This is a genomic window from Streptomyces sp. NBC_01363, assembly GCF_026340595.1.
Classification (GTDB): Bacteria; Actinomycetota; Actinomycetes; order Streptomycetales; family Streptomycetaceae; genus Streptomyces.
The window spans coordinates 4,954,157-4,980,011 of record NZ_JAPEPF010000001.1 but is presented as its reverse complement, the minus strand read 5'-3'; the positions used below and the strand labels follow the sequence as shown (position 1 = coordinate 4,980,011).

Below are 25,855 nucleotides of genomic sequence, written 5' to 3'. Positions count from 1 at the left end.
GGTACCGTTGCCGAAACCTGGGCCCGACCTGGCCTTTCATGCCGCACGAGGTGACACACGATGAACGACCACGCGCTGTCCGCGACGCATCCCACGAACGCGCACCCCGCCCGCGTCTACAACGTCTGGCTGGGCGGCAAGGACCACTATCCGGTGGATCAGGAGGCAGCCGAGCTCGCTGCTCGGGCGAACCCGACGATCGTGCCGTCGGTCCGGGCCAACCGGGCCTTCCTCGGCCGCGCCGTACGTCACCTCGCGGCGACCGGGGTCCGTCAGTTCCTCGACATCGGTACGGGCATTCCCGCCGCGGAGAACACCCACGAGGTGGCCCAGCGGGCCGCTCCCGAATCGCGTGTCGTCTACGTCGACAACGATCCGATCGTCCTCTCCCACGCGCGGGCGCTCCTGGTCAGCGGCCCCGAGGGACAGACCGACTATGTGCAGGCCGATGCGCGGGACGTGGACACGATTCTCGACGCGGCCTCCCACACCCTGGATCTGGACCAGCCGGTCGGCCTCATGCTGGTGGCGATCCTGCAGTACATCAAGGACGCCGAGGACCCGTGGGACATCACCCGCCGGCTGCTGGACCGCCTAGCCCCGGGCAGTCACCTCGTCCTGTCCCATCCGGCCGTCGACGTCACCGCCCCCGAGGTCGCCGAATCCATGCGGATCTACAACGAGCGCGCCGCCAGCCACGCCTCCGCCACCCCGCGCACCCACGACGAGGTGCAACGATTCTGCGATGGCCTGGAGATCCTGGAACCGGGCGTTGTCACCCTGACCTGCTGGCGTCCCGGACCGTCCGACACTCCGGACGACACCCTGCCCATGTGGTGCGCCGTCGCGCGCAAGGCTTCCCGAATCTGATCGCGCAGGCCGGGCTGGTCCCGGTGATGCACCTACTCCGGCGATGGCCCTGGCGGCACGCCTGGACACAGATGTTCGACACCGTCCACGCCCCGCCCGAAGCGCCCTGACGCCCTGACTATCCCGCCCCGTCAGGGCCTGACCGGAGCAGAACTGTGGAAAAGCTGGGCAGGCCAGCAAGTACCGCCTGCCCGCGCCCAGTCACAACCCCCGCCACCCCGACCCTCGAAGCCTCAAAAGATCACTTCAGAAACAGACCGGTGAATCGAGGCTTAGGGCCTGCCCGGCATCGGACGGGCCGGCATCAGCAGGTGCACGGCGCGTCCCCGCATGACGGGCAGGCGTCCCGAGCCGAGCGCCGGCCGCGCCCGGCAGGGACGCCGTCCAGCCGAGCCGGCCCTGATCCGGACGGCGTCGCACTAGCCGGCAGAGCCCTATCCCGCCGTTCGCCGCATGGTGAGGGCCAGGTGGACCTGGAGCGCGTGGTCGCCATGCCGCCACAGCGGGCCGAGCAGCGCCGAGATCCGGTCGATGCGCTGGTAGAGCGTGTTGACATGGACGTAGAGGGCGGTGGCGGTACGGCTCAGGTTGCCGTCGCAGGCGAAGTAGGTGAGCGCGGTGCGCACCAGTTCGCTGCCGCGGGTCTCGTCGTGCGCCAGCAGCGGACCGATCGTGCGGCGGACGAAGCGGTCCAGTTCGTCGCGGCCCGCCGCACCCAGCAGGATGCCGTGGATGCCGAGATCGTCTCGGAAGGCGCCCTCGCCGACACGGTCCAGCGCGACCAGTGCGTCCAGGCAGCGGGCGGCGTCGCGGTGTGCCTCGACGACGGCCGACGCACCGGGTGCCGCGGGCTCCGCGCCGACCGTGACAGGGTGTCCGGTCCCGTCGGCCAGCAGCTCGGCGAAGGTGCGGGCAGCACCGCCGGGGTCGTCGGCGGCGGGCAGGACGACGACCGTGTTGCCGCCGTACTCCCCCGCGATGCCGCCGAGCCGGGTGGCATGGCCGGCCGCCAGTTCCGTGATGCGGCGCCGCCTGGTGTTGTCCCCGCCCCGGGCCACCAGCACCACGTGGTCGCGCTCCAGGTCCAGGCCGACCAACGCGGCCCGGCGGCGCAGCCCTTCGGGGTCACGGTGCGGAGCGCCCAGCAGGTCTTCGAGGATCTCGCCGCGCAGCCGGCGCTCGGCCTCCGCGACCGTACGTTCGCCGAGAAGCATGAGGGCGGCCGCCTGTGCGGCCCGTTCCAGGGCGTGGATGTCGGAGGCGTCGAGTCCGCCGCGTACGAGCAGCAGCGTGCCGAGGTGTTCGTCGGCGGCGACGATCGGGGTGACACAGACGGTTCCGCGCGTCGCGGAGCCGCGGCGGGCCCGAGCCTGCGCCATCTCCCGTACGAGGTCGGCGGGTTCGGGCGGCGCGTCGCCCGCCGAGGCGAGCGGCCGATCCTGCGCGTCGAGCACGAGGACGCTGCCGCGCAGTACATCGGCGAGCTCCGACGCCAGCCCCGTCGGACCGCCTCCGTCGAGCGCGACGGCGGTGAGCCGCTCGTGGACGGCGGCGGTCTTGCGGACCTCTTCGAAGAGGGTGGCGTTCTCGATGGCGAGGGCGGCGTGATTGGCGAGCGAGATGAGCAGGTCGACCTCGTCCGGCGAAAAGGGCCGCACCCGGCGGTTGGCGGCGAACAGCACCCCGTACACCTGATCGCCGAACTTCAGCGGTACGCCCTGGATGGCCACCAGCCCCTCCGCGCCGATGACGCCGTCCACGTACGGGGTGTGCGCGAAGCGGGCGTCGTTGGGGTAGTCGGCGGTGTGGTACGGCACGGCGGTCGCGGCGACCAGTCCGCCGAGACCGGTACCGGCGGCGAGCCGGCCGGTCTTGAACCCGTCCGTCGTGATGCCGTCGGTGACGCGTACGTACGTGTCGCCCTCCTCCGGGTCGGAGAGCAGCAGATACGCGACATCGGTGCCGACGAGGGTGCGGGCTCGGCTGACGATGGCCTGCAGGACGTCCTCCAGATCGCGCAGCGAGGCGAGGTCGCCGGCGGTCTCGTAGAGCGCGGCGAGCGCGGCCTCCCGGCGGCGGTGGGCCGCGAGCCTGGAACGTATCTCCAGGGCGTCGTCGACGAGTTGCGGTGCCGCTGCCACGGCGCGGAACTCCGTCTCGTCGGCCTCCTCGCGCAGCAGGCGCAGCAGAGCACCGGTGGTCTCCGGCTTTGTCATCACCCGGCCAGTGATACCGCACCGTTGCCGCCGTGCACACCGGGCGACGGAGAGAATCTCCACTCATCGCCGTGGACGACGTGGCTCACCTCCATTTCCCGCGGGGTGGTGCACGGCCAACCATGGCCCCGTCCGTCTTCCTCCGTGAACCCGGCTCCCGCCCCCTTTCCCCGGACGGACACCAGTGAAGGAGAGCGCACGATGAAGCTCAGTTCCCTGCGGTCCGCCGCTGTCACCCTGGCGGCCGCCCTGGCCGCGGCCCTGGGGCTCACCGCCCCCGCCCACGCGGGCGAACCCGGCCTCCCCCGACTCAACATCACCGATACCTACGTCACCGGCATCTCTTCCGGTGGGTTCATGGCCTCGCAGCTCCAGGTCGCCTACTCGGGCACCTTCAAGGGCGCGGGCATCGTCGCCGCGGGTCCGTACTACTGCGGCAAGGGCGGCATCGTCGTCGGCCTGATCGCCTGCGGTACGGGGCTCATCTCGACCGACCCGGAAGGCATCGAGCAGATCGTCCGCCGCTGGTCGGCCGAGGGACGGATCGACCCCGTGTCGAATCTGGCGGGCAAGCCCGTCTACACGTACCACGGCACCAAGGATCCCCTCGTGCGGACATCGGTGAGCGACGAAGGAGTGCAGCTCTACCGGGACTTCGGGGCCCGGACCGCGTACCACGACACCGATCCGGCAGGGCACGGCTGGCCCACTCCGAACGCCCCGCTGAGCTGTGGGACCACGTTCTACCCGTTCCTGATCAACTGCGGAAACGATCCGCAGGGGGAGATGCTCGGTCACTGGCTGGGGCAGGTGAACGCACCGGCCGCCGCCCAGTCGGGCACCGTCAGCCGGCACGACCAGAACCGGTATGTGCCGGGGGGTCTGGCCCAGTGGTACAGCATGGGAAGCAGCAGCTTCCTCTACACGCCGGACTCCTGCGCGGCGGGGGCGGCGTGCAAGCTGGTCGTCGCCCTGCACGGCTGCATGAGCGACAACAAGTTCGTGGGTGACCGGTTCGCCCGCGAGTCCCATCTCAACGAGTACGCCGACACCAACAACCTGGTGATCCTCTATCCGCAGACCGACATCAGCCTCCTGCGCGGCAATCCCCAGGGCTGCTGGGACTGGTGGGGATACACGGGCAGCGACTACGCCCAGAAGTCGGGACCGCAGATGCGCGCCATCCTGAGTGAGGTGCATGCGCTCGGCGGCTGACAGGTACACTCCGCCCCCGCCGTGGACGCCGTGACGTCGAGGCGGATCTCGTGGTGTGCAGACCCGCTGTACGCCATCGCCGCAGGCCTCTCGCCCCATCCCGCGCCGTCCCGGCGACGGCTTCACGCTCGGGGCGGCGTCAAGGGGTGGCCGGGACGGAGCATCCATGGGCTTTCGCCGAGCGCTCAGCGAATGCCTCCAGTGCGGCACGTTCGTGGACAAGGTCCGCGTCGTCGCTCGGGTACTTGCGCCTCTCCCCTCTCTCGTTCGAGGGCTGCAGGGTGAACAGGGCCCGGCCCCCTGCGCACTTGGCCGTCGTCCAGCTCATCCGACCGTCACGGTCGCGGTGGTGCGCGGGTGTGTCGCTGTTCGGTGCGTCCTCGTAGGGCTCGTCCTCGTAGCGGCGCAACCGCTCCTGCGCGTAGGGGCCGTAGTCCGCCTCGAGTACGTAGCGTGTCCTGCGGTCGGCGTCACCGAGTCGGCACGTCTCGTGCGGTGCTCCCCCGCGGGCGGTCTCGGTGGCGATCGTCAAGCCGCGTGCGGCGGGGATGCCGGAGCAGGTTCCGTCGGCTGTGCCGAGCGGCTCGTACTCGTCCTCGTGGACCGGCAGGTCCAGGCTGCTGACGGGCTTTCCGAGCCTGGCTCCGCAGTGCCCGGCCTTCGAGGCCCTGGCCGCGGTGGAGGTGGCGATCCTGGCGAACTCCGGTCGCACAGCCGGGTCGTCCAGGGACGTGTCGAGGGTGGTCTCGACGGTGACGGACAGGCCCTTGGCACTGGCTTCCCCGGTGCAGTCGAGGACCAGGCTCGTGGTCACCTTCTCGTCCTCGTCGGCCCTGAAGGGGTCCCTCGCCCCGAAGGGGTTCGGGGCTGCCCCGAAGAGCCCCGTCCAACCGTGGCCGACCGGTACGGCGAGCGCACTCGACGAACCCGTATAGAGGGAGTCCGAGCGCCGTCCGACGTGTGCGGTGTCGAGGACACGGATCTCGGCGGTGCCGCCGTCCTGGACGTGCACCTCGCAGCCCACCAGGCCCGTACCGCCTGTTTCGTGCTCGACCTCGACGGCCCCCGGCCCGAGGACGCCGCGCACCGCATTCCGGTCGAGCAGGCCGTCGCAGGCTCCGTCGAGTGCCGACTCGTCGCTCCAGCGCTGGAAGTCGCCGTGCACCAGGAGGTACCCGGCGACGGCGACGGCCGCGGCGACCAGGGCCGCGACCGCCCGGAGGACGATCCGCCTCACCGCCATCCCTCCACCTCTCCAAGGATCTCGGTTTCATGGCACCGCTGCTGCTCGGGCCAGCCGCCTGGGTCGGCGAGATAGCTGTCCATCAGCTTGCGGGCGTCCTCGGAGAACGTGGTCCGCTCCGCCTCACCGAGCGTGCGCGAACTGAGGCTGGAGGTCTCCGTGCGGACGGTGACCCGGTGGTACGTGGTGCCCGCGGCGCACTCCGACCGTGCCCACAGGGCGAGTTCGTGCGGCTCCGAGTCGGGGATGACCTTCGTCCGCTCCCCTTCGCGGAAGCCGAAGCTGTCGCCGGTACGGTAGTACTGGCCGTTGGCGGACTCACCGAGCGGCCCGGCCCAACTTGCCGCCGAGACCTCGACGACCGCGCCGTCGGGCGGTGTGGGATCGGTGTTTGCCGGGTCCTTGCGGTCCAGGATGGTGGCGTCGCAGACGCTCAGCAGCCGTGAGTCCTGCAGATCGCCACTGGCGGTCCACTTGCCGGGAAAGCCCGCGCGCTCGCCGAGCCCCCGGCACTTCCTCACGCCCAGGCCCGGCTCGTCGATCCCCACGACCTCCATGTTGCCGCCGTCCGCGTCCGTGGTGACATGGGCCTCGTACGTGTCGACGACCCGGGTGGGCGTCCTCAGCGGCGAGCCACCGCATTTCTGAGCGGCGGTGATCCCGTTGGCGACCTGGACTGCAGTACGGAAGTCGGTGAGGTGCTCGGCCGACTCCCCCTTGCCGGAAACGGGCAGATCGACATCGGCCGTCACATACATCCCGGACACCTCACGGACCCGCCCCTCCAGCCCGCCGGGGCACTCGGCGACGACCCATGCGCGCCCGTCCTTGCCCGCCCTGCCGGTGACTCCGGGCGCCTCGTACCCCTCGTCGTCACCGCCGGGCAGGATGTCCTCGGCCCGCACCGTCATCGGCATCCGGGAGATGAGCGCGACGGCCCGCACCCGCACCGAGCCGTGCCCCGGCCAGGTGACGGAGCAGTTCACCAGGGAGCGGCTGTCCTCATCGGGCCGGAGCATGGTGCCGTACTGACCGACCGCGCCGGCCACGTCGTCGGGCACGAGACCCCGCAGCTCCTCGTACGGCAGCAATCCCGCACAGGCACGCTTCAACTGCGCCCGGTTCGCCGCCGCATGACCACTGCCGTCCGACCGGTCGGCACCGAGGAAGAACACCGCCCCGGTGGCCACCAGCACGAGCGGCACCCCTATGAACAGCGGTTTGCGCAACCATGACGGCACCCGGCCCACGGAGCCCCCTCCCCAGTACCACTGACAGGATCGACTGACCCGTCGGATCAAGGCCCGGAACCTATCAGAGCCGCGCGGTCCCATGACCACCGGTCAGCGATCGGCGGTCACGTCATGACTTCGCGACCCGGTCCGGGGCAGCCTCGTGGCTCCGGCGGCGGCGAACAGGCAGAAGCCGAGCACCCACCAGAAGGGATCGCCGAGCGCCCCGGAGATGTCCGGCCCGCGGGTGAACAGCCGGTTCTGCAGGACCACGGCGCGGGCAGCGGTGCCGACCGAGCCGCCCACGGTGTTGAGCAGGATGAGCGCTCCGGACGCGCGCGGGAGGTGTTCGGGTTCGATGCGGCTGTGGACGATGTTCATCACGGCGCACCGACCTGCACGAGCACGCCGTCGCCGTGGATGCCGTCCACCAGGCCCTGGCCCCGCACTGCACGGAGCTGACCGTCCCGGCCCGGCCGACACTGATCCGCACCGTCACCATGGGGCACCCGTCCACCACGGTGACCGGCACGCTCGCCTCCCCCGACTGACCAGCACGAGGAGGCAGGCCGCATCGTGGTCGGGTGGACGGATCGGATCACCCGCGGATGGTGGCGAGACACGTGATCGTGGACACGATGGGCCTGCTGCTGGTCGTCGCCGTCACCTCCGCTTCCGTGCAGGACCGGGCCGGAGGCCGCACCGTCCTGGCCCGGCTCGCCGCTGGGTGGTGGAGCGAAGTTTGGGCTGGCTGGCCCGAATCCGTCGGCCGGCCCGCGACTACGAACGGTTGACGGCAACCTCCGAGGCCATGATCAAGGTAGCGATGATCCGCCTGATGCTCGTCCGGCTCGCCGGTCAGCCATCGCGGTGGAGCCATGAATCCCACCGCAGGACCGCCCGAGCCAAGACCGTCGAGGACCTCATCGCCGCGCAATCAACCGGCCACCCGACAGCCCCTCAGGCACGATCGAGCCGCTTGCGGATCACGTTCCCGACCGTGACGAGCACAGCATGGTGCCGTTCTCCCGTGAGCGGCGCCCACCACGGACTTCCGACGCGTATCACCGCCCGTCGGGCCGGGTGATCGCGTCACTGTAGAGGCGGAACAGGCGAGGCAGTGACGTGGGGTTGCCCTGGGCGGCGGGGAGAGCACGGAGAGCAGCCCAGCGTTCCCGGGCAAGTCGGCGGGCGCGACTACCGGGCCAGGGCCGGGGCAGCAGCTCCGGGGGCAGCAGTGGATCGGGGGTCATGGCACGGCTGAACTCCGCGGCGAGTTCCACAGCCAGGGTGAGCCGCTCGGCCCCGGACAGGTCCGATCCGCGCGCCAGTCGGTCGGCGCAGGTCTCGGCAAAGGCGGCGAAATGTTCGTGCCGGGCGGCGATCTCATCCAAGGGCCAGATGGTGGCGGCCAGTTGGCGAGGGTCGTCGATGTCTCCGATGCGCAGATCGGTGCTGGTGAAGAAGGCGACGGCGCCGAGCACGTCGAGATGGCGGGCCTGGGCCTCGACCAGATCGGCGATGGGGTTGGCGGCGACGTACAGACCGCCCTGAACGGGTGCCGCGCCCAGGTGCAGCAGGGCCTCCCGCAGGGCGTCGCGGGCGGTGCGGCGTGCTTCCGGGATGGCGAAGGCGAACAGATGCCATGTGCCGCTCCAGGGGGCGAGTCCGCGGTCCTGCTGGTAAGCGTAACGGACATGGTCCGCGTCGGGAGCGACCGCGTCGGTCGCGGCATCGGCGCCGGCCCGGAGTACGGCCTTGCGCCCCCGCCCGTCCTGGATGAACCGGCCTTCGGTGACAAGACGTTTGACGCACAGCCGGACCTGCTGGTCGGTCATGCCGAGGAGTCCGGCCACCGCATAGAGCTCACCGGCGTCGACGGTCCCGTCCTCACGGACCAGGGCATGCACGAGCAGCCGCGTGGGGATCTCCGGACGGTGTGCGTGGTCCTGCTGCGCATGGTCCTGCCGTGCGTGATTCATCGGGGGCTTCCTCCACCCAGGTCGTCGGGGGTTGCGGGACGGTACATGGTGGTGACGGCGCCGAACCCCATCAACGTCCCCAGAAGCGGGGTCTGTTGGGTGCGTACGGCATTGAATCAGTGGCGCTCGTACAGGGCCTTGGCGCGCGGGTTGACATCGATGACGTCGAGCCGGATCCGGGAGCAGGCGTTCTCGGCGGCCACGGCGGCGACCTCGCGCAGCAGCAGGCCGCCGATGCCGGATCCGCGATGCGCCGCTGCCACGCAGATGCCGTCCATCACGAGTTCGCCCTCGGCGGGCTTCCGGGTGAACAGGGCGAGGAGGGCGAGCCTGGGCAGTCCTCGCAGGGGGCCGTAGCAGGACAGTACGTCCCGCGCCGAGCCGCCGAGCAGGGCACGGCCCGCGAGGTCGTAGCCGGTGATGCCGATGACGCGGCCCATGCCGTCGAGCACGGTGATGCCGCGGTCGTGGTGCAGATGGGAGGCGAGGAACGCCCGGCCCTTCCCGGGCGGGCCGAGCGCGCTGCCGAGCTTGCGGCCGAACGCCTCCCAGTACAGGGCGGCCACCTGCCGTTCGGCTCCTTCCGGGATCCCCCGGTGCAGGCGGGGGACGCCGCCGTCGCCCCGCCCCGTCGACTCCTGCGGTACGCCCATGATCTTCCCTCTCGGCGAAGGCTGCCGTGTAGCTCCGCTCACCCAACGCCTGCCGATGATTACAGTACGCTCGTATTGAGAACGACCGTTATTAATTCAACAGTTTGGAGCCCCGTGAGAGCCCGACCACGTACAAAGCGTCCCTCGCGCCCCCTCCCCATGGCGGAGGAGCAGCGGCAGAGCGGTGGCGCCCGGCTGGCGCAGGTCGACGCGCTGCGCGGCTTCGCGCTGCTCGGCATCCTGATGGTCAACATCACCTACATGGCCTCCGCCTATCACGGCACCGGCTTGGAGGACCCGGGGCTCGGCGGCCCGCTGAGCGAGGCCGTCCGCCGACTGGTGGCGGTGCTCTTCGAGGCGAAGTTCTTCCTGCTGTTCTCGTTCCTGTTCGGCTACAGCTTCACGTTGCAGATCGACTCGGCCGAGCGACGCGGCGCCCGGTTCACGCCGCGCTTCCTGCGGCGCCTGACCGGGCTGTTCATGATCGGCGTCGTGCACGCCGTCATCCTCTTTCCCGGCGACATCCTCACGCTGTACGCCGCCCTCGGCCTGATTCTGCTCGCGCTGCGCCGCATCCGGCCCCGTACCGCGGTGCGGATCGCGGTCGTGCTGCTGGCGGTGACCGCCGTCGGATACGCGCTCCTCGCGTTCGCCGTCGGGCATGCGGGCGAGGGCGGCACGATCCCTGTGTCCACGGCGTCCGCCGCGGCCCAGGCCACCGAGGCCCTGCGCGGTGGACCGGCGTCCGTCATCGGCGCCCACCTCCAGGAGCTGCCGGACGTGGCCTTTCTGCTGATCTTCTTCCAGGCGCCGTCCGCGCTCGCCGCCTTTCTGCTGGGCCTGGCGGCCGGACGCCGACGCGCCCTCGCGGACGCCGACCGGCACCAGTGGTTCCTGCGGCGGCTCCAGTGGGCCGGCTTCACGGTCGGGCTGCTGGGCGGCATCGGGTACGCGGACGCGAGCCTGAACCACCCTGGGTCCGCGTACCAGCTCTTCGCCATGGGCCTCGACGTGATCACGGCCCCGCTGCTGGCCGCCGCCTACGCGGCGACGGTGCTCCGCCTCGCCCATGGCCGCCGCGGCAGAACCGTGGTCACCGTGCTCGCCCCGGCGGGCCGCATGTCGCTGACCAACTATCTCGGCCAATCCCTGGTCTGTGCCCTGCTGTTCACCGGCTTCGGGGCTGCCCTGGTCGGCCGCGTCGCACCCGCCGGCGTCGCGGTGATCGCCCTGACCTTGTTCGCGGCACAGGCGGTGGCCGGCCGATGGTGGCTGCTCCACCACACCTACGGCCCGCTGGAGTGGCTGCTGCGCGCCTGGACCACGCTGTCGATACCACCGTGGCGTCTGCCTGGTGGAACCCGGGCGCCCCGGCCATAGTTCTCGTGCGTTCAATTTTCTTGATCCATTTCAAGAGGAAAGGCGCATCGCCATGTCCGGCACGGAAATGACGACCGTGGTTCGGCAGAAAATGTCGAACCGAATTCTGGTGGCGGCCGGGTTTCCGCTCCAGGGGGCATTGGCCGGGTGGCTGCTGAAACTCCTGGCGAACCGGGCGGCCTCCTGGCCCTGGATTCCGTGGCAGGGCCCGGTCGACCTCATCAACAGCGCACCCGAACCGACGGTGACGATCGCGAGCCTGCTGATCGGGGCCCTGGCCGGAGGCGTCCTGGTCCTCCTGGCCGAGCACGGCTACGTGACCGTCACCATCGAGCACGACCAGGTCACGACTGCCCGTGGCGACTCCAGCCAGAGCGTTCCCCGGAGCGCGGTCGACGCGGTGTTCGCCGAGGGCAAGCGACTGGTGGTGCTCGGCAGGCGGGGCGAGGAACTGGCCGTGGAGAGCAAGAACGAGGGCGCGGACCTGCCGTCGATCGAGCAACTCGCGGAAGGCTTTCAGGCCCACGGATACCCATGGCTGCCGGCCGGCGACCCCTACCGGGACGCATACAAGAGATGGGTCGAGGACATGCCGGGCCTGCCGGCCGGCGGCAATGCCCTCCTCAAGGCGCGGGCCGAGGCCCTGGAAAAGGAAGACGAGAAGAACATCGCGGGACTGAGGAAGGAACTGACCAAGCTCGGCGTGGTCGTACGCGACACGGACAAGAGGCAGTGGTGGCGCCGCGTCCAGCAGGCGGAAGCCGGGTAAGAAACTCCCGAGGCCGACCGGAAAGGCAGCGACCTCTGACAGGTCGTCGGCACCGACGAAAATCTTCAGGCGGCCCCGAATCGACCGAACTCCGAACCGGGAAAGCCTCGGCCGCACGTTTCGTCCTCACCGTCACCGACCACGTGGTCGGTCCCGTCAAGCGCTTCTGGCCTTCGGCACATCACACGGCCGGCCGCGCCCACACGACCATAAGGCACCCGGCGTGTTGCCTTCCACGTCGGCGTGCGGCAGGCACCACTGCGGGTCAGGTCGGCACGTGTGCCGTGGTGGGGCCATGTGCGGTGAGCTGTCCGGCTTCCAGAACGTGCACGGGGTCGGTGTAGGCGGCGATCAGGTGTGTCTCGTGGCTGACGAGGGCGATGGCCATGTCGCGTTCGGTACGCAGACGTTGCAGGAGTTCCATGATGGCGATGGCGGTGTCGGGATCGAGCGCGGAGGTGCCTCGTCGCAGAGCAGGAAGTCGGGGTTGGTGGTGAGGGCGCGGGCGATGGAGACGCGCGGGCGCTGCCTGCCGGAGAGTTCGTGCGGGTAGCGGTGGACGAAATCGGCAGACAGGCCGACCTGGTCGAGCAGTTCGGTGATCCGCTCTGCGGTCTGGGCCTTGGTCAGCCGGGTGTGGCGGCGCAGGGGCCGGGTCAGGGTCGCGCCTATGGTGCGGGACGGGTTGAGCGCGGCGAGCGGGTTCTGCGGGACCAGCTGGATGCGCCGGTGGTGTTCGCGACGGCGCTTGCGGGCTGCGTGGGCCAGCGGGTGCCCGTCCGCAGCGGTGTGGTCCGACTTCTTCCTCACCCGCCCCTACCGACAGTTCACCGTCATCGAGCCCGCCGACGTCATCACCGCCCTGCTGCTCGTCGTCGTCGGCATCGCCGTCTCCCGGGTGGCGGCCCGCGCCCGGGAACTGAAGGCGATCGCCCTCATCGACGATGACTACCTGGCGCAGATCCACCACACCGCCCGGCTGGCCGAGACCGGCACCAGCCCGCACACCGTGATCGACCATGTGTGTCGGCAGCTCGTGGGACTGCTCAGGCTGAGTGGCTGCCGCTTCGAATACGGCACCCTCGTAGGACACCCGCCTCGTCCGGAGGAGGACGGCACCATCGCCTGGGGCGACCGGTGCTGGGATGCGGACCGCGACGGCCTGCCCCGCGAGGAACTGGAACTGCGGGTCTTCCACAAGGGACGCATCCACGGCCGGTTCATGCTTCAGCCCACGCCCGGAGCGGCGCCCCCACTCGCCGCGCGTCTGGTCGCGGTGACCCTGGCCAACCAGGTCGGCGCGGAGCTCGACGCGGTCGGCCGCCCCCACGCTTGACGGCACGGGCCCGTCGGCCGAGCCGATGTCCCGGCTGCCGATCGGCCCACTGCTGCCGCCCAGCCACAGCTCGTAGGACGCCGACCGCGAGGGGCAACCACGAGAAGCGCTCCGGATCTGTCACCGACTCGCGATTGCGACGGCCACGGCCCCCGCGTCCACATCACGTCCCCTCGCCGGTGTACGTCCTCGCCTCGGCCGCCCTCACCTCGGCACCCCCACATTCTGGTCACGTCAGCCTGGCCAGATCGTGGTTGAGTTCGACGACATTGACACGTTCCTGACCCAGAAATCCGAGAACACGTCCCTGGACGTGTCGGGCGACCAGTGTCCTGACCTCGGTGGGGGCGAGGTTGCGGACCTTCGCGACGCGGTCCACCTGCTCATAGGCGTACGCCGGGGAGATCGCCGGATCGAGTCCCGAGCCGCTGGCGGTGACGGCGTCCGCAGGGACGGACGCGGGCTGGACCCCGTCGAAGGCGGCGACGGCGGCCCGGCGGTCCTTGACGGTCTCGATCAGGTCGGTGTTGTTCGGGCCCAGATTGGAGGCACCGGAGATCGTGGGGTCGTAGCCGCCGGCGGACGGGCGGGGCTGGAACCACTTGGGGTCGGGGCGCAGTGTCTCCTTCTCGTCCCGGGGATTCTTCTTCGGCAGGGAGAAGTTCTGGCCGATCAGGCTGGAGGCCACCGGCGTGCCGTTCGTCGTCAGCAGGGAGCCGTTGGCCTGGTGGGAGAGACCGGACTGGGAGATGCCGGTGACGAGCAGCGGATAGGCGATGCCGGTGATCACGGTGAAGGCCAGCAGTATCCGCAGGGCGGTCAGATGGTGCTGGAGTACGGGGGGAAGGTGGGTGCGCACCCTGGGATCGCCTTCTTCTCTCGTCGGGCCGTCTGTCAGCGCAGACCGGGGATGAACTGAATGAAGAGATCGAGCAGCTTGATGCCCACGAAGGGCAGTACCAGCCCGCCGAGCCCGTACATCCAGATGTTGCGGCTGAGCAGTGTCGCCGCGGAGGACGGCCGGTAGCGCACGCCGCGCAGCGCCAGCGGGATCAGAGCGATGATGATCAGTGCGTTGAAGACGATCGCGGAGGCGATCGCCGAGGTCGGGCTGTGCAGTCGCATGATGTTGAGCTTGTCCAGGCCCGGATAGACCATCGCGAACATCGCCGGGATGATCGCGAAGTACTTCGCGACGTCGTTGGCGATCGAGAACGTCGTCAGGGCACCGCGGGTGATGAGCAGCTGCTTGCCGATCTCGACGATCTCGATCAGCTTGGTGGGGTTGGAGTCCAGGTCCACCATGTTCCCGGCCTCCTTGGCGGCCGAGGTGCCGGTGTTCATGGCCACGCCGACGTCCGCCTGGGCGAGCGCCGGCGCGTCGTTCGTGCCGTCGCCGGTCATCGCGACGAGCTTGCCGCCCGCCTGCTCGCGCTTGATGAGGGCCATCTTGTCCTGGGGCGTGGCCTCGGCGAGGAAGTCGTCGACCCCTGCCTCCTCGGCGATGGCACGCGCGGTCAGCGGGTTGTCCCCGGTGATCATGACCGTCTTGATGCCCATGCGGCGCAGCTCGTCGAACCGCTCCCGCATGCCCTCCTTGACGACGTCCTTCAGGTGGATGACACCGAGGATGCGGGCGCCGTGCGCGTCGCCGTGCCGGGTCACTGCGCCGACGACCAGCGGGGTGCCGCCGCTCGCGGAGATGCCGTCGACGATGCCGCCGACCTCTGCCGTGGGGTGGCCGCCGTTGTCACGGACCCAGCGCATCACCGCCGTCGCCGCTCCCTTGCGCAACGACAGGTTCTCCTGAGGATCGTCGAGATCGACACCGCTCATCCGGCTCTGAGCGGTGAAGGGTACGAACCGTGCCTGCGCCAGCTCTCCTTCACTGCGGCCGCGTAGCGCGTACTGCCGCTTGGCGAGGACGACGATCGAGCGGCCCTCGGGTGTCTCGTCGGCGATCGACGACAGCTGGGAGGCATCCGCAAGGTCTTCGACACTCACCCCGTCCACCGGCAGGAACTCGGCGGCCTGGCGGTTGCCGAGCGTGATGGTGCCGGTCTTGTCGAGCAGGAGGGTATTGACGTCGCCCGCGGCCTCCACCGCGCGCCCGGACATCGCCAGCACGTTGCGCTGCACGAGCCGGTCCATGCCCGCGATGCCGATCGCCGAGAGCAGCGCACCGATCGTCGTGGGGATAAGGGCCACCACGAGGGAGACAAGGATGACGATGGTCTGCTCCGCCCCGGCGAAGATGGCGAAGGGCTGCAGGGTCGTCACCGCGATCAGGAAGATGATCGTGAGGGATGCCAGCAGGATGTTGAGCGCGATCTCGTTCGGCGTCTTCTGCCGCGCGGCCCCCTCCACGAGTGCGATCATCCGGTCGATGAAGGTCTCCCCCGGCTTCGAGGTGATCTTCACGACGATCCGGTCCGAGAGCACTTTGGTACCGCCCGTGACCGCCGACCGGTCACCGCCCGACTCGCGGATCACCGGCGCCGACTCGCCCGTGATGGCCGATTCGTCGACGCTCGCGATGCCCTCGACCACGTCTCCGTCGCCGGGGATGGTCTGCCCGGCCTCGACGACGACGTGATCACCCAGACGGAGAGCGACGCCCGAAACCTCCTGCTCCGCGGCGTCGGTCGCGCCTGGTCGCCAGCCGGTGAGACGGCGGGCCGTCGTCGTCGTCCTGGCCCGGCGGAGAGTCTCCGCCTGGGCCTTGCCGCGTCCCTCGGCCACTGCTTCGGCGAGGTTGGCAAAGACGGATGTCAGCCACAGCCACGCCGTGATCACCCAGGCGAAGACGCTGGGCACCCTGATGGCCGACAGCGTGGTCAGCACCGCCCCGACCTCCACCACGAACATGACAGGGTTGTGGACCATCACGCGCGGATCCAGCTTGCGCAGGGCGTCGGGGAAGGACGTCAGAAGCTGCCTGGGATCGAGCAGTCCGCCCGAGACCCGGTGCTGCTGACGCCCGGCGCCCGGCGGGCCGGGAGCGGGAGTGGCGGTCGTGGACATCAGTGCAGGCCTTCCGCAAGGGGTCCGAGCGCGAGCGCGGGAAAGTAGGTCAGACCGACAACGATGAGGATCACTGCGGTCAACAGCCCGACGAACTGCGGCCGGTGAGTGGGCAGGGTGCCTGCGGTGACCGGAACGGGTTGTTGCTCCGCGAGCGAGCCGGCGAGCGCCAGGACGAACACCATCGGCAGGAACCGGCCGACGAGCATGACCACACCCAGTGTGGTGTTGAACCAGACGGTGTTCGCACTCAGTCCTGCGAACGCCGAGCCGTTGTTGTTCGCAGCCGACGCGAAGGCGTACAGGACCTCGGAGAAACCGTGCGGACCGGAATTGAGAATGGCTGCTCTCTCCCCCGGGAGCGCCATGGCCAGCCCCGCACCCACCAGTGCGACCGCGGGTGTGGTCAGGATGTAGAGGGAGGCGAATTTCATCTCCCGGCCCCGAAGCTTCTTGCCCAGGTACTCGGGCGTACGGCCGACCATGAGTCCGGCGACGAAGACGGCGACGATCGCCAGGACCAGGATGCCGTAGAGCCCGGATCCGGTACCACCGGGCGCAATTTCCCCCAGCATCATGTTGAAGATCGTCATTCCGCCGCCGCCCGGCGTGTACGAGTCGTGGGAGGAGTTGGTCGCTCCGCACGACGTGAGGGTGGTGGACACGGCGAACAGGGCCGAGGCCCAGATCCCGAACCGCGTCTCCTTGCCCTCCATCATTCCGCCGGCCGCGTGACCGGCGGTGCTGCTGACGCTGTGCAGTTCGTTGGCGGTGACGACGGCTACCGATGCGCCCCAGATCAATGCCATCACGGCGACGATGGCGTATCCCTGGCGGTTGTCGCCGACCATCGTCCCGAAGGTCCGCGGCAGCGAGAACGCGATGACCAGCATGAGGTAGATCTCGATCAGGTTGGTGAAGGCATTGGGGTTCTCGAAGGGGTGCGCGGAGTTCGCGTTGTAGAAACCACCACCGTTGGTGCCCAGTTCCTTGATTGCCTCCTGGGAGGCGACGGGGCCTCCGGTCAGGCCCTGGTGCCCGCCCGCGATGGTGGTGATGTCGTGGATTCCGTGGAAATTCTGAACGGTACCGGCAGCCACCAGAACGATCGCGAAGACGAAAGCCAGCGGCAGCAGGACGCGAAGCACAATCCGCGTCAGGTCCACCCAGAAATTCCCGACGCGATCGGTCTTCTTCCGGTTGAAGCCCCGGATCAGCGTGGCGACGACGGCAATACCCACGGCCGCGGAGACGAAGTTCTGCACCGCGAGGCCCGCCATCTGGACCAGATGCCCCATCGCCGATTCACCGGAATACGACTGCCAGTTGGTATTGGTGACGAAGGATGCCGCGGTGTTGAACGACTGGTCCGCGGCGACCGGCTTCATTCCCAGGGACAGCAGGAGATGGTTCTGCAGGCGCAGAAATGCGTACAGGAACAGTACCGATACAGCCGAGAAGGCCAGGATGCTCCGCAGATAGACCGACCACTTCTGGTCGGCGTCGCCGTTCACTCCGCCGGCCCGGTAGATCAGGCGTTCAGCCCGCCCATGGTGGTCAGCGGTCAGGACGCGGGCCATGTAGCCGCCCAGCGGGCGAAATGAGAGACCTAGCGCGACCACCAGGGCAAGTACCTGGAGCCAGCCCGCGAGGGTGTCGTTCATCCGGGCTTTCTCCTAGAACTTCTCGGGGAAGATCAGGCAGACGACCAGGTAGACCACAAGGCACGCGGCAACGATCAGGCCGACGATGTTGTCCACGTTCACAGGCGTCCGACCCCCTTGGCGGCCAGGCCGATGAGGGCGAACACCACTACCGTGAGGCCGATGTACACGATGTCCGACATGCGCGAAGCACCCCGCAGAGTCATGAGGGACGGGGCTTTGGGGCCCTCCCGACTGGCATGTGGAGTTGATCCGGAGAACGGGATCGATTCACATATGACGCTATATCAGTTGGCATCGGGATTCCCCTGCCCCTCTGTGCGCCGATGGGATGACGGTGAAGTGCACGGATTCACTCGTTGCGGCCGGATGGCGCGCTGCCGCCCGGCGCGGAACTCGGAAGAGTGAGCATCACCGAGAAACCCGGGCTCTCAGCGGCCGTCTCCAGGACCCCGTCCATGGCCTCGACCAAATCGCGCGACAGCCGCACAGCCAGGCTGCCGGCCCTGGGACCCGGAGCCCGGGAGGCCTCGGGGCTCGGTTCCGGCCCCCGGTCGGGCGCACCGTCCTCCACCCGAATCCTCACGTGGCCGACCTGGACCTCGGCGGTGACGACGGGAGGCCGGTCCGACGGGCTGCGACGCAATGCATCGGCCCCCAGGGCGGTCAGAGCGCGGGTGAGAAGAGCGGCGTCGGCGATCACGTCGGGCAGCTGTTCCGGCAGGCGCAGAATGATCGAGTGGCCGCCGGGCCCGAGGTCGTCCAAGGCAGCGCCCAGCATCTCGTTGAGGTCGACCGGGCGGAGGTAGAGATCGAGTGCCCCGGCGTGCAGACGACTCACATCGTCGAGATCAGTGACCAACTGCGCCGCACGGTGCACCGCCGTGTGGGCAGCGTCCAACCACTGCGCCTCCTCCGGGACGGTCGCGCCGGCGCGTCGACGCCGCAGGCGCACGAGCGCTTCTTCGGCCGTGTGCAGCGGAGCACGCAGATCGCGTCCTGCCGCGAGAAGCAGGGATGCCCGGGTACGTTCGGCGTCAGCGAACGTGTCCGTGCCGTCGGAACACCCGGCGATCCGCCCTCGCGCATGTGCCAGCCCCAGTTCGGCGGCGCATGCAGCGAGGACGCGCTGGTGCTCCGTACTCAGTCCTGAGCCGCGCGCGGCCAGTGTGAGATTGTCGTCGACGGGGCTCTCCACATCCGCCTCGTAGGGCTTTTCCGGTGGTCGCTCCCCGGCGCTGGCGACCACGTACCAACGGGGCACGGGAGATGCTTCCGGGTCCCTTTCGAGCAGGCTGATCGCACTGAAACCGAAGTTCTCCCGGATCTGCTCCACCAGTGCCGTCAGATCCTGGCCACGCATCATGGCGGCGGCCAGGCGGCTCAACGCCCGCGCCTCAGATGTCGCGCGTACCGCCCGGTGCGTACGCTGAGCAGCCATTCCCGCTGCCGTGCCGACGAGAGCGGCCGTGGCGATGAACACCACGAGCGCGGTGATCGCGTCAGTGCGCTCGATGGCCAGCGAGTGCACCGGTGCGATGAAGTAGTAATCGGCGAGCAGTGCCGCGGCGACGGCGGCGAGCAGCGCCGGGTAGAGCCCTCCGACCAGGGCGACCACGACGACGGCGAGCAGATAGATCACCAGGTCGCTGGAGAGGTCGAGGTGGCCACCCACCGCGGTCAGCAGGAGCGTCAGTACAGGCAGCAGCACCACGGCGCCGACCAGCGCAGCCCAATATCGTCTTGGGCCCGTGCCACGGCTCGGATGCGGAAGCCTCAGCACGGCAGCCCCTGCTGCCTGCCTATGGGTGACGATGTGCACGTCGATGGGGCCGGACCCCTTGATCGTCCGCTCTCCCACACCTGCTCTCAGGAGGGAGGCGAGGCGACCGTGCCGGCTCGCGCCCAGCACGATCTGGGTGACGTTCTCCGCCTCGGCGAACTGGAGCAGGGCATCGACGACATCCTCGCCCGTGGTCTGGTGGTAGCTGCCGCCGAGCGACTCCAGAAGGATGCGCTGGGCGTCCAGTACTGCCGGGTCGACGTCGGCGAGTCCGTCCTCCGGGACCACGTGGAGGGCCAGCAACTCGGTGCCGGGTGTACGGGCGCTGATCCGAGCGGCACGGCGGATCAGCGTCTCCCCCTCCGGCCCGCCGCTCAGGGACACGAGGATGCGCTCCCGGGTCTCCCAGGGAGCGACGATGCCATGTTCCGCGCGGTAGCGCTGCAGCCCTTCCTCCACCCGGTCGGCCAGCCACAGCAAGGCGATTTCGCGCAGGGCGGTGAGGTTGCCGACCCGGAAGTAGTGGGTGAGGGCGGACTCGATGCGGTCCGGCGCGTAGATGTCGCCATGGACCATGCGGCGGCGGAGCACCTCCGGTGGCAGGTCGACCAGTTCGATCTGGTCGGCCCGGCGGGCCACCTCATCGGGCAGGGTCTCCCGCTGCGTGACCCCCGTGATCTGCCGTACCGCGTCGTTGAGGGACTCCAGGTGCTGGACGTTGAGCGTGGTGACAACATCGATGCCGGCGTCCTGGAGCTCCTCCACGTCCTGCCACCGCTTGGCGTTGCGGGCCCCCGGAACGTTGGAGTGTGCCAGCTCGTCGACCAACGCGACCTGGGGACGGCGGGCCAGCACCGCGTCGAGATCCATCTCGGTGAAGAGCGCACCGCGGTGGCTCAGCGTACGGCGGGCCATCGTCTCCAGGCCGTCGGCCATGGCCGCGGTCGGCCGGCGACCATGCGGCTCGACGAAGCCGATGACCACATCCGTGCCCCGTGCACGCAGCCGCTGCCCCTCGGCAAGCATGGCGTACGTCTTCCCGACCCCGGGGGCGGCCCCGAGGTAGATCCGCAACCGTCCACGTGCCACCGGCGGACTCCTGCCCAGGTCACCCCCATGTCGTGTTCGCGCCCTTCCATGGTGCGCCCGTCGAAGCCGTTCCACTCGACGACACCGGCCGGAGCGCTCAACGCCACCCTTGGGGTGTGTCGCGTCATCGGCGGGCTGCGGTGGCGTGCACGTCATCGCCATGGTGGGCGTCGCCCTGCCGGTCTTCCCGAAGCTGGCCCTCGGCCTGTCCGGCTTCGAGACCGGACGAGCCGGCCGCGCACCCGCGTCCAGGCCAACGCCTCCGCTTCCCCACGCACCTCCCCCTCACCACCGGGTCAGCCCAGCAGTGCGCTCAAAGAACCCGCGGTGGTGTGTTTTTCGCGGCACATCGCACCCCGGGCCAGATGTACCAACTCTTCTGGCGTGAGGCCGGCGAGCGTGTGGTGAAAATGCGCGATGAGGTCGTTCGCGGCCCCGGTCAGCGCTGCGTCGTCGTTGGGCCGGGCGGGCAGTCCGTCGCCGTCCAGCAGGAGTGCCTCAAGAACGGCGTACAAGTGGGCGGAGCCGGCCTCGCGGACCGTGAACGAGAGGTGAGCGGACGCACTCCCCCCGTTGGCTTCGGCCACATGCGCGAACCCCCTCGGTACGTAGAGGACTTCGCCCTGACGCAGAACCACGTCCAGCAGCGGATCCCCCGGGTCGCCGTCCACGCGCTCGGGCTGCCAGTTCCCGCCGGGCGGTCCCGGATACACACGCCACCGCTTCGAGCCGTGCATCTGCACGGCCAGCACGTCGGTGTCGTCGCGGTGCACAGGACGGCCCTGCGTCCCTGGCGGAGTGAGAAAGAAGAACGCCTCCACCTGGCGTTGAAAACACTCCGCAAGCCCATCGGCCAGTTCCCGCACGCCTGCGTGCCACTGGTCGACGTACCGCAGAAGGAGCGTGGCTCCCTCATCGCCGATCAGTCGGCGCACCGCCCCGGCATCCACGTAGCGGTTGTCGATCCCGCCCAGGACGACACGGGGGGAACAGTAACGCTCCTCCGGTACCGGACCGTCCTCGTGCACGAGCGTCGCGTAAGGGGTGGTGAGGAGACCTGCATCCAGGATGCTGTCCAGCTCTGCAACCGTCAGCATCTCCATCGGGGGTGTGCGGGGATGCAGTACAGCGGGTGTGCGGCGCCACAGGGTGTGATGAAATGCCTGCTCGTCGTCCACAAATCGTGCAAGCGGGTCCATCGTTGCCTCTCCATGTTCCATGCCGTCGGCGTGATCAGACGGTCTGACGGTTGCTGTACGCACGCGGTCGTGCCCGGCCGATGACATCATCCGGAGTGACAGCGTCGAGCTGCGCGCTGAGATGGTCCAGGAGGTCGGCCGCGGTGCGCAGCAGAGCGTCATCGTCCAGCGGGCGGCCCGGCAGAGCCAGGCCGTCGACGATCCCCGTCAGCAGAGCGGTGCGCAGATGCTCCGCACCGGCTTCCCTCACCACCACTGTCAGATGAGCCGACGAGGAGTCGCCCACGGCCGCGGCGGTGTGCGCGAAACCTCTGGGCACGTAAAACACTTCACCGGCTTCAAGGACCGTGTCCAGCAGTGGCGCTCCCGGATTCTCCTCGCGGACCGGCGCCCAGTCGCCGTCGGCCGGACCTGCGTACACCTGCCAGTGCTTGGCACCGCTGAGCTGGATCGCCAGCAGGTCCCCGTCGTCCCGATGCACCGGACCCCGGCGGCCGGGACGACTCAGGAAAAAGAACGCCTCGACAAGACGGCCGAGCCGCTCGGCAACGCCCCTCGTGAGTTCACGCACCGGGGGATGCCATTGGTCGACGTAACGGAACTGCAGGGTCGCACGTTCCTCATCGATCAGTCGTCGGACCGCCGCCGCATCAACGTACCCCTGGGCAGGGCTCCCGGTGATGACGCGCGTCGGACAGAAACGCTCGTCGGCGATGCTCCCCTGTGCGGTGTACAGGCCGACATACGGAACGCGCAGCAGCCCCGCGTCGAGGAGCGCGTCCACGTCCGAGAGTGTCAGCACCTCCAACGGCGGGTCCTGCGGCCGCAGAAGCACCGGTTCCTTCCGCCAATACGTACCCAGGAGCTGCTCCACGTTCGGTACGCAGCGTTCCAGCCAGTCCATTGTTCCGTCCCTCTCCGAGTGGACCCGCCGGTGTGAGCACCGGCGGGTCCCGGACGCGCTTGCGCGCACTCGCGTGCGCGTCGGTCAGCCGATCACATGACGTCGGGGTAGCAATCCCCGCACCCGGCCTCGATCTTCTGGTCCGAGGTCGGGGACGCGGCGGCGTCCCCGACGGACGGCACGAAGAACGCCCCTCCGGCAACGGCGAGCGCTGCCACGCCCAGTGCGGCACGCTTGGAGATCTCCGCACGCTTCAACGGCTCTGCGGCCTGGGAATACGACATGACCAACTCCTCTCCCCGGCAACGGTTTCCACCGCGCCCGGGTGTTCGCTCGACCCCGGTTCCGAGGCCGAGAACGATCTTGCGTCGGCCGCGTACACAGGAGAAGCAGCACTGACGCATTCCATACGCCACTTACGGATCTCTGATACGCCCGCTCCTCCCCGGCCGGTGTCCTGTGTTGTGAGTTGCCGGAGTCGTCGTTTGCAGCAGCGGAGGATGACGGTGAATCCGAGAACGGCGAGTGGCTGCGGGGGGCGTTCGTCGTGGTGGCCGGGTCTACCGAAGTCGGTCAGCCAGGTCGTGGTCCGCTCGATGACCCACCTGCAGCGCGCGAGCCGATCGCTGGATTCGAAACCGACAGCCTGCTCCCCCGCCCGTCGAAGGGCGAGCCGCCCGGTTCGGCCAGTCGCACCAATGCTCGGGCCGCATGTGGTGGGAGTGGACGAAGAGGGCGGTTTCCGCAGGTCCTAAGCTCCTGCGCAGTCGAGCAGGGAGGGATGCCGTGCAGAAGCTGGACGGGTCGGAGCAGCTGAACAAGCTGGCGGAGGTCGGTGCCTGGTTGCGCCGCCGGTTGCCGGATCTGCTCGTCGAGAGCCAGGTGCCCGGGGCAGCCGTGGCGGTCCAAGCCGGTGATGAATGGGTCGAATCCGCGGCCGGTGTGCTGAGCACGGCCACAGGGGTCGACGCCACGGTGGACTCTCTCTTCCAGATCGGGTCGATCACCAAGGTGATGACCGCGACGCTGGTCATGCAGTTGGCCGACGAGGGACGACTGGATCTGGACGCTCCCGTACGGGCCGTCCTGCCGGAGTTCCGGATCGCCGACGAGGAAGCGGCCCGAGGGATCACCACGCGGCATCTGCTGAGTCACGTCGCGGGTTTCGAGGGGGACGTCTTCACCGACACCGGCAAGGGTGACGACTGCCTGGAAAAGTACCTGGGCGTCCTGCGGGACGTGCCGCAGCTCTTCGAGCCGGGCTCGATGTTCTCGTACAACAACGCCGGTTACTGCGTGCTCGGGCGGATCGTCGAGGTGCTGCGCGAGGAGCCGTTCGACGTCTGCGCCCGGCGGCACCTGTTCACTCCGCTGGGTATGAGTCACACCGCGAGTGACCCCTACGAGGCGATCGTCCACCGCACGGCAGTGGGTCACACCGAGACGGTGCCGGGGGCGCCGTTCGAGCCGACGCCGGTGTGGGCCCTGGCACGCTCGAACGCACCGGCCGGATCGATGCTGGCGATGCCTGCGCGCGATCTGCTGGCCTTCGCGCGGATGCACCTCGCCGGAGGCCGGGGCCCCGACGGGGTGACCGTGCTCGGCCCGGAGACCGTCCAGGCCATGCAGCGGCCCCAGGTCACGCTGCCCGACATCGACCAGGGCGCCGCCTGGGGGCTCGGCTGGGAGCTCTTCGACCTGTCGGGCGGCACGGTCATCGGACACGACGGGAACACCATCGGTCAGTCGGCGTTCCTGCGCCTGGTGCCGGAGCGGGATGTCGCGGTGGCGATCGTCACCAACGGCGGCCTGTCACGGCGCGTGTACACGGAGATCGCGGGCCGGGTCCTCGGTGAACTCGCCGGGGTCGGTCTGCCCGCCTCGCCGGTGCCGGACGTGGGCGCTCCCGTTGCGGAGACGTCCCGATACGTCGGTACGTACACGTCCAGCACCGCCGAGACCACGGTGAGCCGGGACACCGCCGGGCGGCTGTGGCTGGAGCGCACTCCCCGGGGAGCCATCGCCGAACTTGACGAGGCGCCGTACCGCACGGAGCTGGTCGGCAGGCGCGGTGACACCTTGATCCCGGTCGAGCCGGAGCGCGGGGTCCACGCGCCGCTCGCCTTCCTCGGTGACGACGGGCAGGGACACGCGCTGTATCTGCACACCGGCCGGGCCGAGCGGCGGGCACGGCGATGAACGAGATGCACCGACGCGCGATCGTGGCAGACCTGCACAACGACCTGCTCTGTGCGGTGGTCGCCCGGCCGGTGGACCACTGGGCGGAGTTCTTCCGGGAGCGCTGGCTGCCGCAATTGCGGGCCGGCGGGGTGAACCTTCAGGCGCTGCCGGTGTTCGTCGAAGATCCGTACCGGCCGGAGGGGGCGCTTCGCCGCACGCTGCGCATGATCGAGGCGGCGCACCGGCTCGCGGCCGGCAACGCCGATGCCGTCACGCTGTGCACGGACGGCGCCCAGGTCGACCGGACGCTGGCTGAGGGCCGGATCGCCCTGGTGCTGGCACTGGAGAGCGCACCCGGCGTGGGCGAGGACGTGGAGCTGCTGGAGACCCTGTTCCGGCTGGGGGTCAGGATCGCGTCCCTGGCCCACTTCGGTCGCACCTCCCTGGCCGACGGCAGCGGCGAGGACGCGACGGGCGGCCGGCTGACCCGCTCCGGGGTCGCGGCGCTGGCCGAGATGGAGCGCCTCGGCATGCTCTACGACATCAGTCATCTCGGCGTGTCCGGGGTCGAGCACGTCCTGGAGCTGTCCTCACGGCCGTTGATCGCCACGCACTCCAGCGCACGGGCGCTCTTCGACCACCACCGCAACCTTGACGACGAGCAGATCCGGGGGGTCGCCGCGGGCGGCGGAGTGGTGTGCGTGAACTTCTTCGCTCCGTACCTGCACGAGAGCGACTACTCGATCGGCCGACTGGTCGACCACATCGAGCACATTGCCGGGGTGGCCGGCGTCGAGCACGTCGGGCTGGGTCCCGACTTCATCAAGGAAGTACTTGCCGACACCACTCCCCCGTGCTGCGAGACGGCCTTCGTCGAGGGAGTGCCGGCCGACGCCTATCTGCCCGGACTTACGGGTCCGGCCGGGCTGCCGCTGGTCACCGATGCGCTGCAACAGCGGGGGTGGCCGGAGCGCGACATCGTCGCGGTCCTGGGGGAGAACGTACGGCGCCTGCTGCGGAATGAACTGGGCCGGCCCGCGTCCACCGGCTGAGCGCCGTGCACGGCAGGAGATTCCCTTCGTGCGATCGGAACGACGCACACCTGAATGTTCAGT

22 protein-coding genes and 3 pseudogenes are annotated in these 25,855 nt (G+C 69.4%); 9 read left to right on the top strand and 16 right to left on the bottom strand.

The features are described from left to right. Window positions 1-60 precede the first annotated feature (60 nt). Window positions 61-870: an SAM-dependent methyltransferase gene (locus OG611_RS22565; protein ID WP_266423057.1), complete on the top strand. Its 810-nt coding sequence runs from the start codon at window positions 61-63 to the stop codon at window positions 868-870. Between the two features lie 434 nt (window positions 871-1,304). On the opposite strand, the gene OG611_RS22560 is transcribed toward OG611_RS22565, so the two are convergent. Beyond that, window positions 1,305-3,086: a GAF domain-containing protein gene (locus OG611_RS22560; protein ID WP_266426105.1), complete on the bottom strand. Its 1,782-nt coding sequence runs from the start codon at window positions 3,084-3,086 to the stop codon at window positions 1,305-1,307. 201 nt (window positions 3,087-3,287) lie between these two features. On the opposite strand from OG611_RS22560, the gene OG611_RS22555 reads away from it, so the two are divergent. Continuing rightward, window positions 3,288-4,301 carry a PHB depolymerase family esterase gene (locus OG611_RS22555; protein ID WP_266423054.1) on the top strand — a complete coding sequence of 338 codons (1,014 nt, stop codon included), beginning with the start codon at window positions 3,288-3,290 and terminating at the stop codon, window positions 4,299-4,301. Window positions 4,302-4,440: 139 nt separating this feature from the next. Here the strand turns inward: OG611_RS22555 and OG611_RS22550 are convergent, their stop codons facing one another. The 3 genes and pseudogenes from OG611_RS22550 to OG611_RS22540 all read right to left on the bottom strand — a co-directional run. After that, a complete protein-coding gene (locus OG611_RS22550) occupies window positions 4,441-5,538 on the bottom strand; it encodes a hypothetical protein (protein ID WP_266423051.1) in 1,098 nt (365 codons plus the stop codon). Continuing rightward, window positions 5,535-6,773, bottom strand: coding sequence for a hypothetical protein (locus OG611_RS22545; protein WP_266423048.1), 1,239 nt, complete (start codon window positions 6,771-6,773; stop codon window positions 5,535-5,537). The genes OG611_RS22550 and OG611_RS22545 overlap by 4 nt, the downstream gene beginning before the upstream one ends. Window positions 6,774-6,887: 114 nt before the next feature. After that, a pseudogene (locus tag OG611_RS22540) lies at window positions 6,888-7,160 on the bottom strand (MFS transporter); the annotation flags it as partial. Window positions 7,161-7,168: 8 nt separating this feature from the next. Here OG611_RS22540 and OG611_RS22535 point away from each other — a divergent pair. Beyond that, window positions 7,169-7,324, top strand: a pseudogene (locus tag OG611_RS22535) (isochorismate synthase); the annotation flags it as partial. Window positions 7,325-7,494: 170 nt separating this feature from the next. After that, a pseudogene (locus OG611_RS22530) lies at window positions 7,495-7,608 on the top strand (transposase); the annotation flags it as partial. Window positions 7,609-7,840: 232 nt separating this feature from the next. Here OG611_RS22530 and OG611_RS22525 read toward each other — a convergent pair. Further along, the gene (locus OG611_RS22525) at window positions 7,841-8,758 is read right to left on the bottom strand and encodes a PaaX family transcriptional regulator C-terminal domain-containing protein (protein ID WP_266423046.1); all 918 of its coding nucleotides are present in this window, start codon (window positions 8,756-8,758) and stop codon (window positions 7,841-7,843) included. A 116-nt stretch (window positions 8,759-8,874) separates the two neighbouring features. Next, window positions 8,875-9,411, bottom strand: a complete 537-nt coding sequence (locus OG611_RS22520) for an N-acetyltransferase (protein WP_266423043.1) — start codon at window positions 9,409-9,411, stop codon at window positions 8,875-8,877. Window positions 9,412-9,570: 159 nt separating this feature from the next. Here OG611_RS22520 and OG611_RS22515 point away from each other — a divergent pair, with 159 nt between their 5' ends. Continuing rightward, the gene (locus tag OG611_RS22515) at window positions 9,571-10,791 is read left to right on the top strand and encodes a DUF418 domain-containing protein (RefSeq protein ID WP_266423041.1); all 1,221 of its coding nucleotides are present in this window, start codon (window positions 9,571-9,573) and stop codon (window positions 10,789-10,791) included. Between the two features lie 91 nt (window positions 10,792-10,882). Then, a complete protein-coding gene (locus OG611_RS22510) occupies window positions 10,883-11,560 on the top strand; it encodes a hypothetical protein (protein ID WP_266423038.1) in 678 nt (225 codons plus the stop codon). A 265-nt stretch (window positions 11,561-11,825) separates the two neighbouring features. Here the strand turns inward: OG611_RS22510 and OG611_RS22505 are convergent, their stop codons facing one another. Then, window positions 11,826-11,948, bottom strand: a complete 123-nt coding sequence (locus tag OG611_RS22505) for a hypothetical protein (protein WP_266423035.1) — start codon at window positions 11,946-11,948, stop codon at window positions 11,826-11,828. Further along, window positions 11,912-12,370: an ATP-binding cassette domain-containing protein gene (locus OG611_RS22500; protein ID WP_266423033.1), complete on the bottom strand. Its 459-nt coding sequence runs from the start codon at window positions 12,368-12,370 to the stop codon at window positions 11,912-11,914. The genes OG611_RS22505 and OG611_RS22500 overlap by 37 nt, the downstream gene beginning before the upstream one ends. On the opposite strand from OG611_RS22500, the gene OG611_RS22495 reads away from it, so the two are divergent. Beyond that, on the top strand, window positions 12,348-12,896 hold the full coding sequence (locus OG611_RS22495) for a DUF4118 domain-containing protein (protein ID WP_266423030.1): 549 nt from the start codon (window positions 12,348-12,350) through the stop codon (window positions 12,894-12,896). The genes OG611_RS22500 and OG611_RS22495 overlap by 23 nt on opposite strands. 229 nt (window positions 12,897-13,125) lie before the next feature. On the opposite strand, the gene kdpC is transcribed toward OG611_RS22495, so the two are convergent. The 8 genes from kdpC to OG611_RS22455 form a co-directional block, all read right to left on the bottom strand. Further along, window positions 13,126-13,755 (bottom strand): potassium-transporting ATPase subunit KdpC, encoded by a 630-nt coding sequence (kdpC, locus tag OG611_RS22490; protein WP_266423027.1) that lies wholly within the window; start codon window positions 13,753-13,755, stop codon window positions 13,126-13,128. 35 nt (window positions 13,756-13,790) lie between these two features. Continuing rightward, the gene (gene kdpB / locus OG611_RS22485) at window positions 13,791-15,920 is read right to left on the bottom strand and encodes a potassium-transporting ATPase subunit KdpB (RefSeq protein ID WP_266423025.1); all 2,130 of its coding nucleotides are present in this window, start codon (window positions 15,918-15,920) and stop codon (window positions 13,791-13,793) included. Continuing rightward, window positions 15,920-17,584, bottom strand: a complete 1,665-nt coding sequence (gene kdpA, locus OG611_RS22480; protein ID WP_266423022.1) for a potassium-transporting ATPase subunit KdpA — start codon at window positions 17,582-17,584, stop codon at window positions 15,920-15,922. The genes kdpB and kdpA overlap by 1 nt, the downstream gene beginning before the upstream one ends. A gap of 12 nt (window positions 17,585-17,596) precedes the next feature. Next, entirely contained in the window at window positions 17,597-17,686 is a 90-nt protein-coding gene (gene kdpF / locus OG611_RS22475; RefSeq protein ID WP_266423019.1) for a K(+)-transporting ATPase subunit F, read from the bottom strand. A gap of 250 nt (window positions 17,687-17,936) precedes the next feature. Then, window positions 17,937-20,456: a DUF4118 domain-containing protein gene (locus tag OG611_RS22470; protein WP_266423016.1), complete on the bottom strand. Its 2,520-nt coding sequence runs from the start codon at window positions 20,454-20,456 to the stop codon at window positions 17,937-17,939. 296 nt (window positions 20,457-20,752) lie between these two features. Further along, window positions 20,753-21,745 (bottom strand): cupin domain-containing protein, encoded by a 993-nt coding sequence (locus OG611_RS22465; protein WP_266423013.1) that lies wholly within the window; start codon window positions 21,743-21,745, stop codon window positions 20,753-20,755. Beyond that, window positions 21,690-22,559 (bottom strand): cupin domain-containing protein, encoded by an 870-nt coding sequence (locus OG611_RS22460; RefSeq protein WP_266423010.1) that lies wholly within the window; start codon window positions 22,557-22,559, stop codon window positions 21,690-21,692. Before OG611_RS22460 ends, OG611_RS22465 begins: the two co-directional genes overlap by 56 nt. A gap of 92 nt (window positions 22,560-22,651) precedes the next feature. Next, window positions 22,652-22,843 carry a hypothetical protein gene (locus tag OG611_RS22455; protein ID WP_266423007.1) on the bottom strand — a complete coding sequence of 64 codons (192 nt, stop codon included), beginning with the start codon at window positions 22,841-22,843 and terminating at the stop codon, window positions 22,652-22,654. A gap of 502 nt (window positions 22,844-23,345) precedes the next feature. Between OG611_RS22455 and OG611_RS22450 the strand changes: the two genes are divergently transcribed. Then, on the top strand, window positions 23,346-24,758 hold the full coding sequence (locus OG611_RS22450) for a serine hydrolase (RefSeq protein WP_266423005.1): 1,413 nt from the start codon (window positions 23,346-23,348) through the stop codon (window positions 24,756-24,758). After that, complete coding sequence (locus OG611_RS22445; RefSeq protein ID WP_266423002.1) at window positions 24,755-25,792, top strand: dipeptidase; 1,038 nt, start codon at window positions 24,755-24,757, stop codon at window positions 25,790-25,792. The genes OG611_RS22450 and OG611_RS22445 overlap by 4 nt, the downstream gene beginning before the upstream one ends. The last annotated feature ends 63 nt before the right edge of the window (window positions 25,793-25,855 follow it).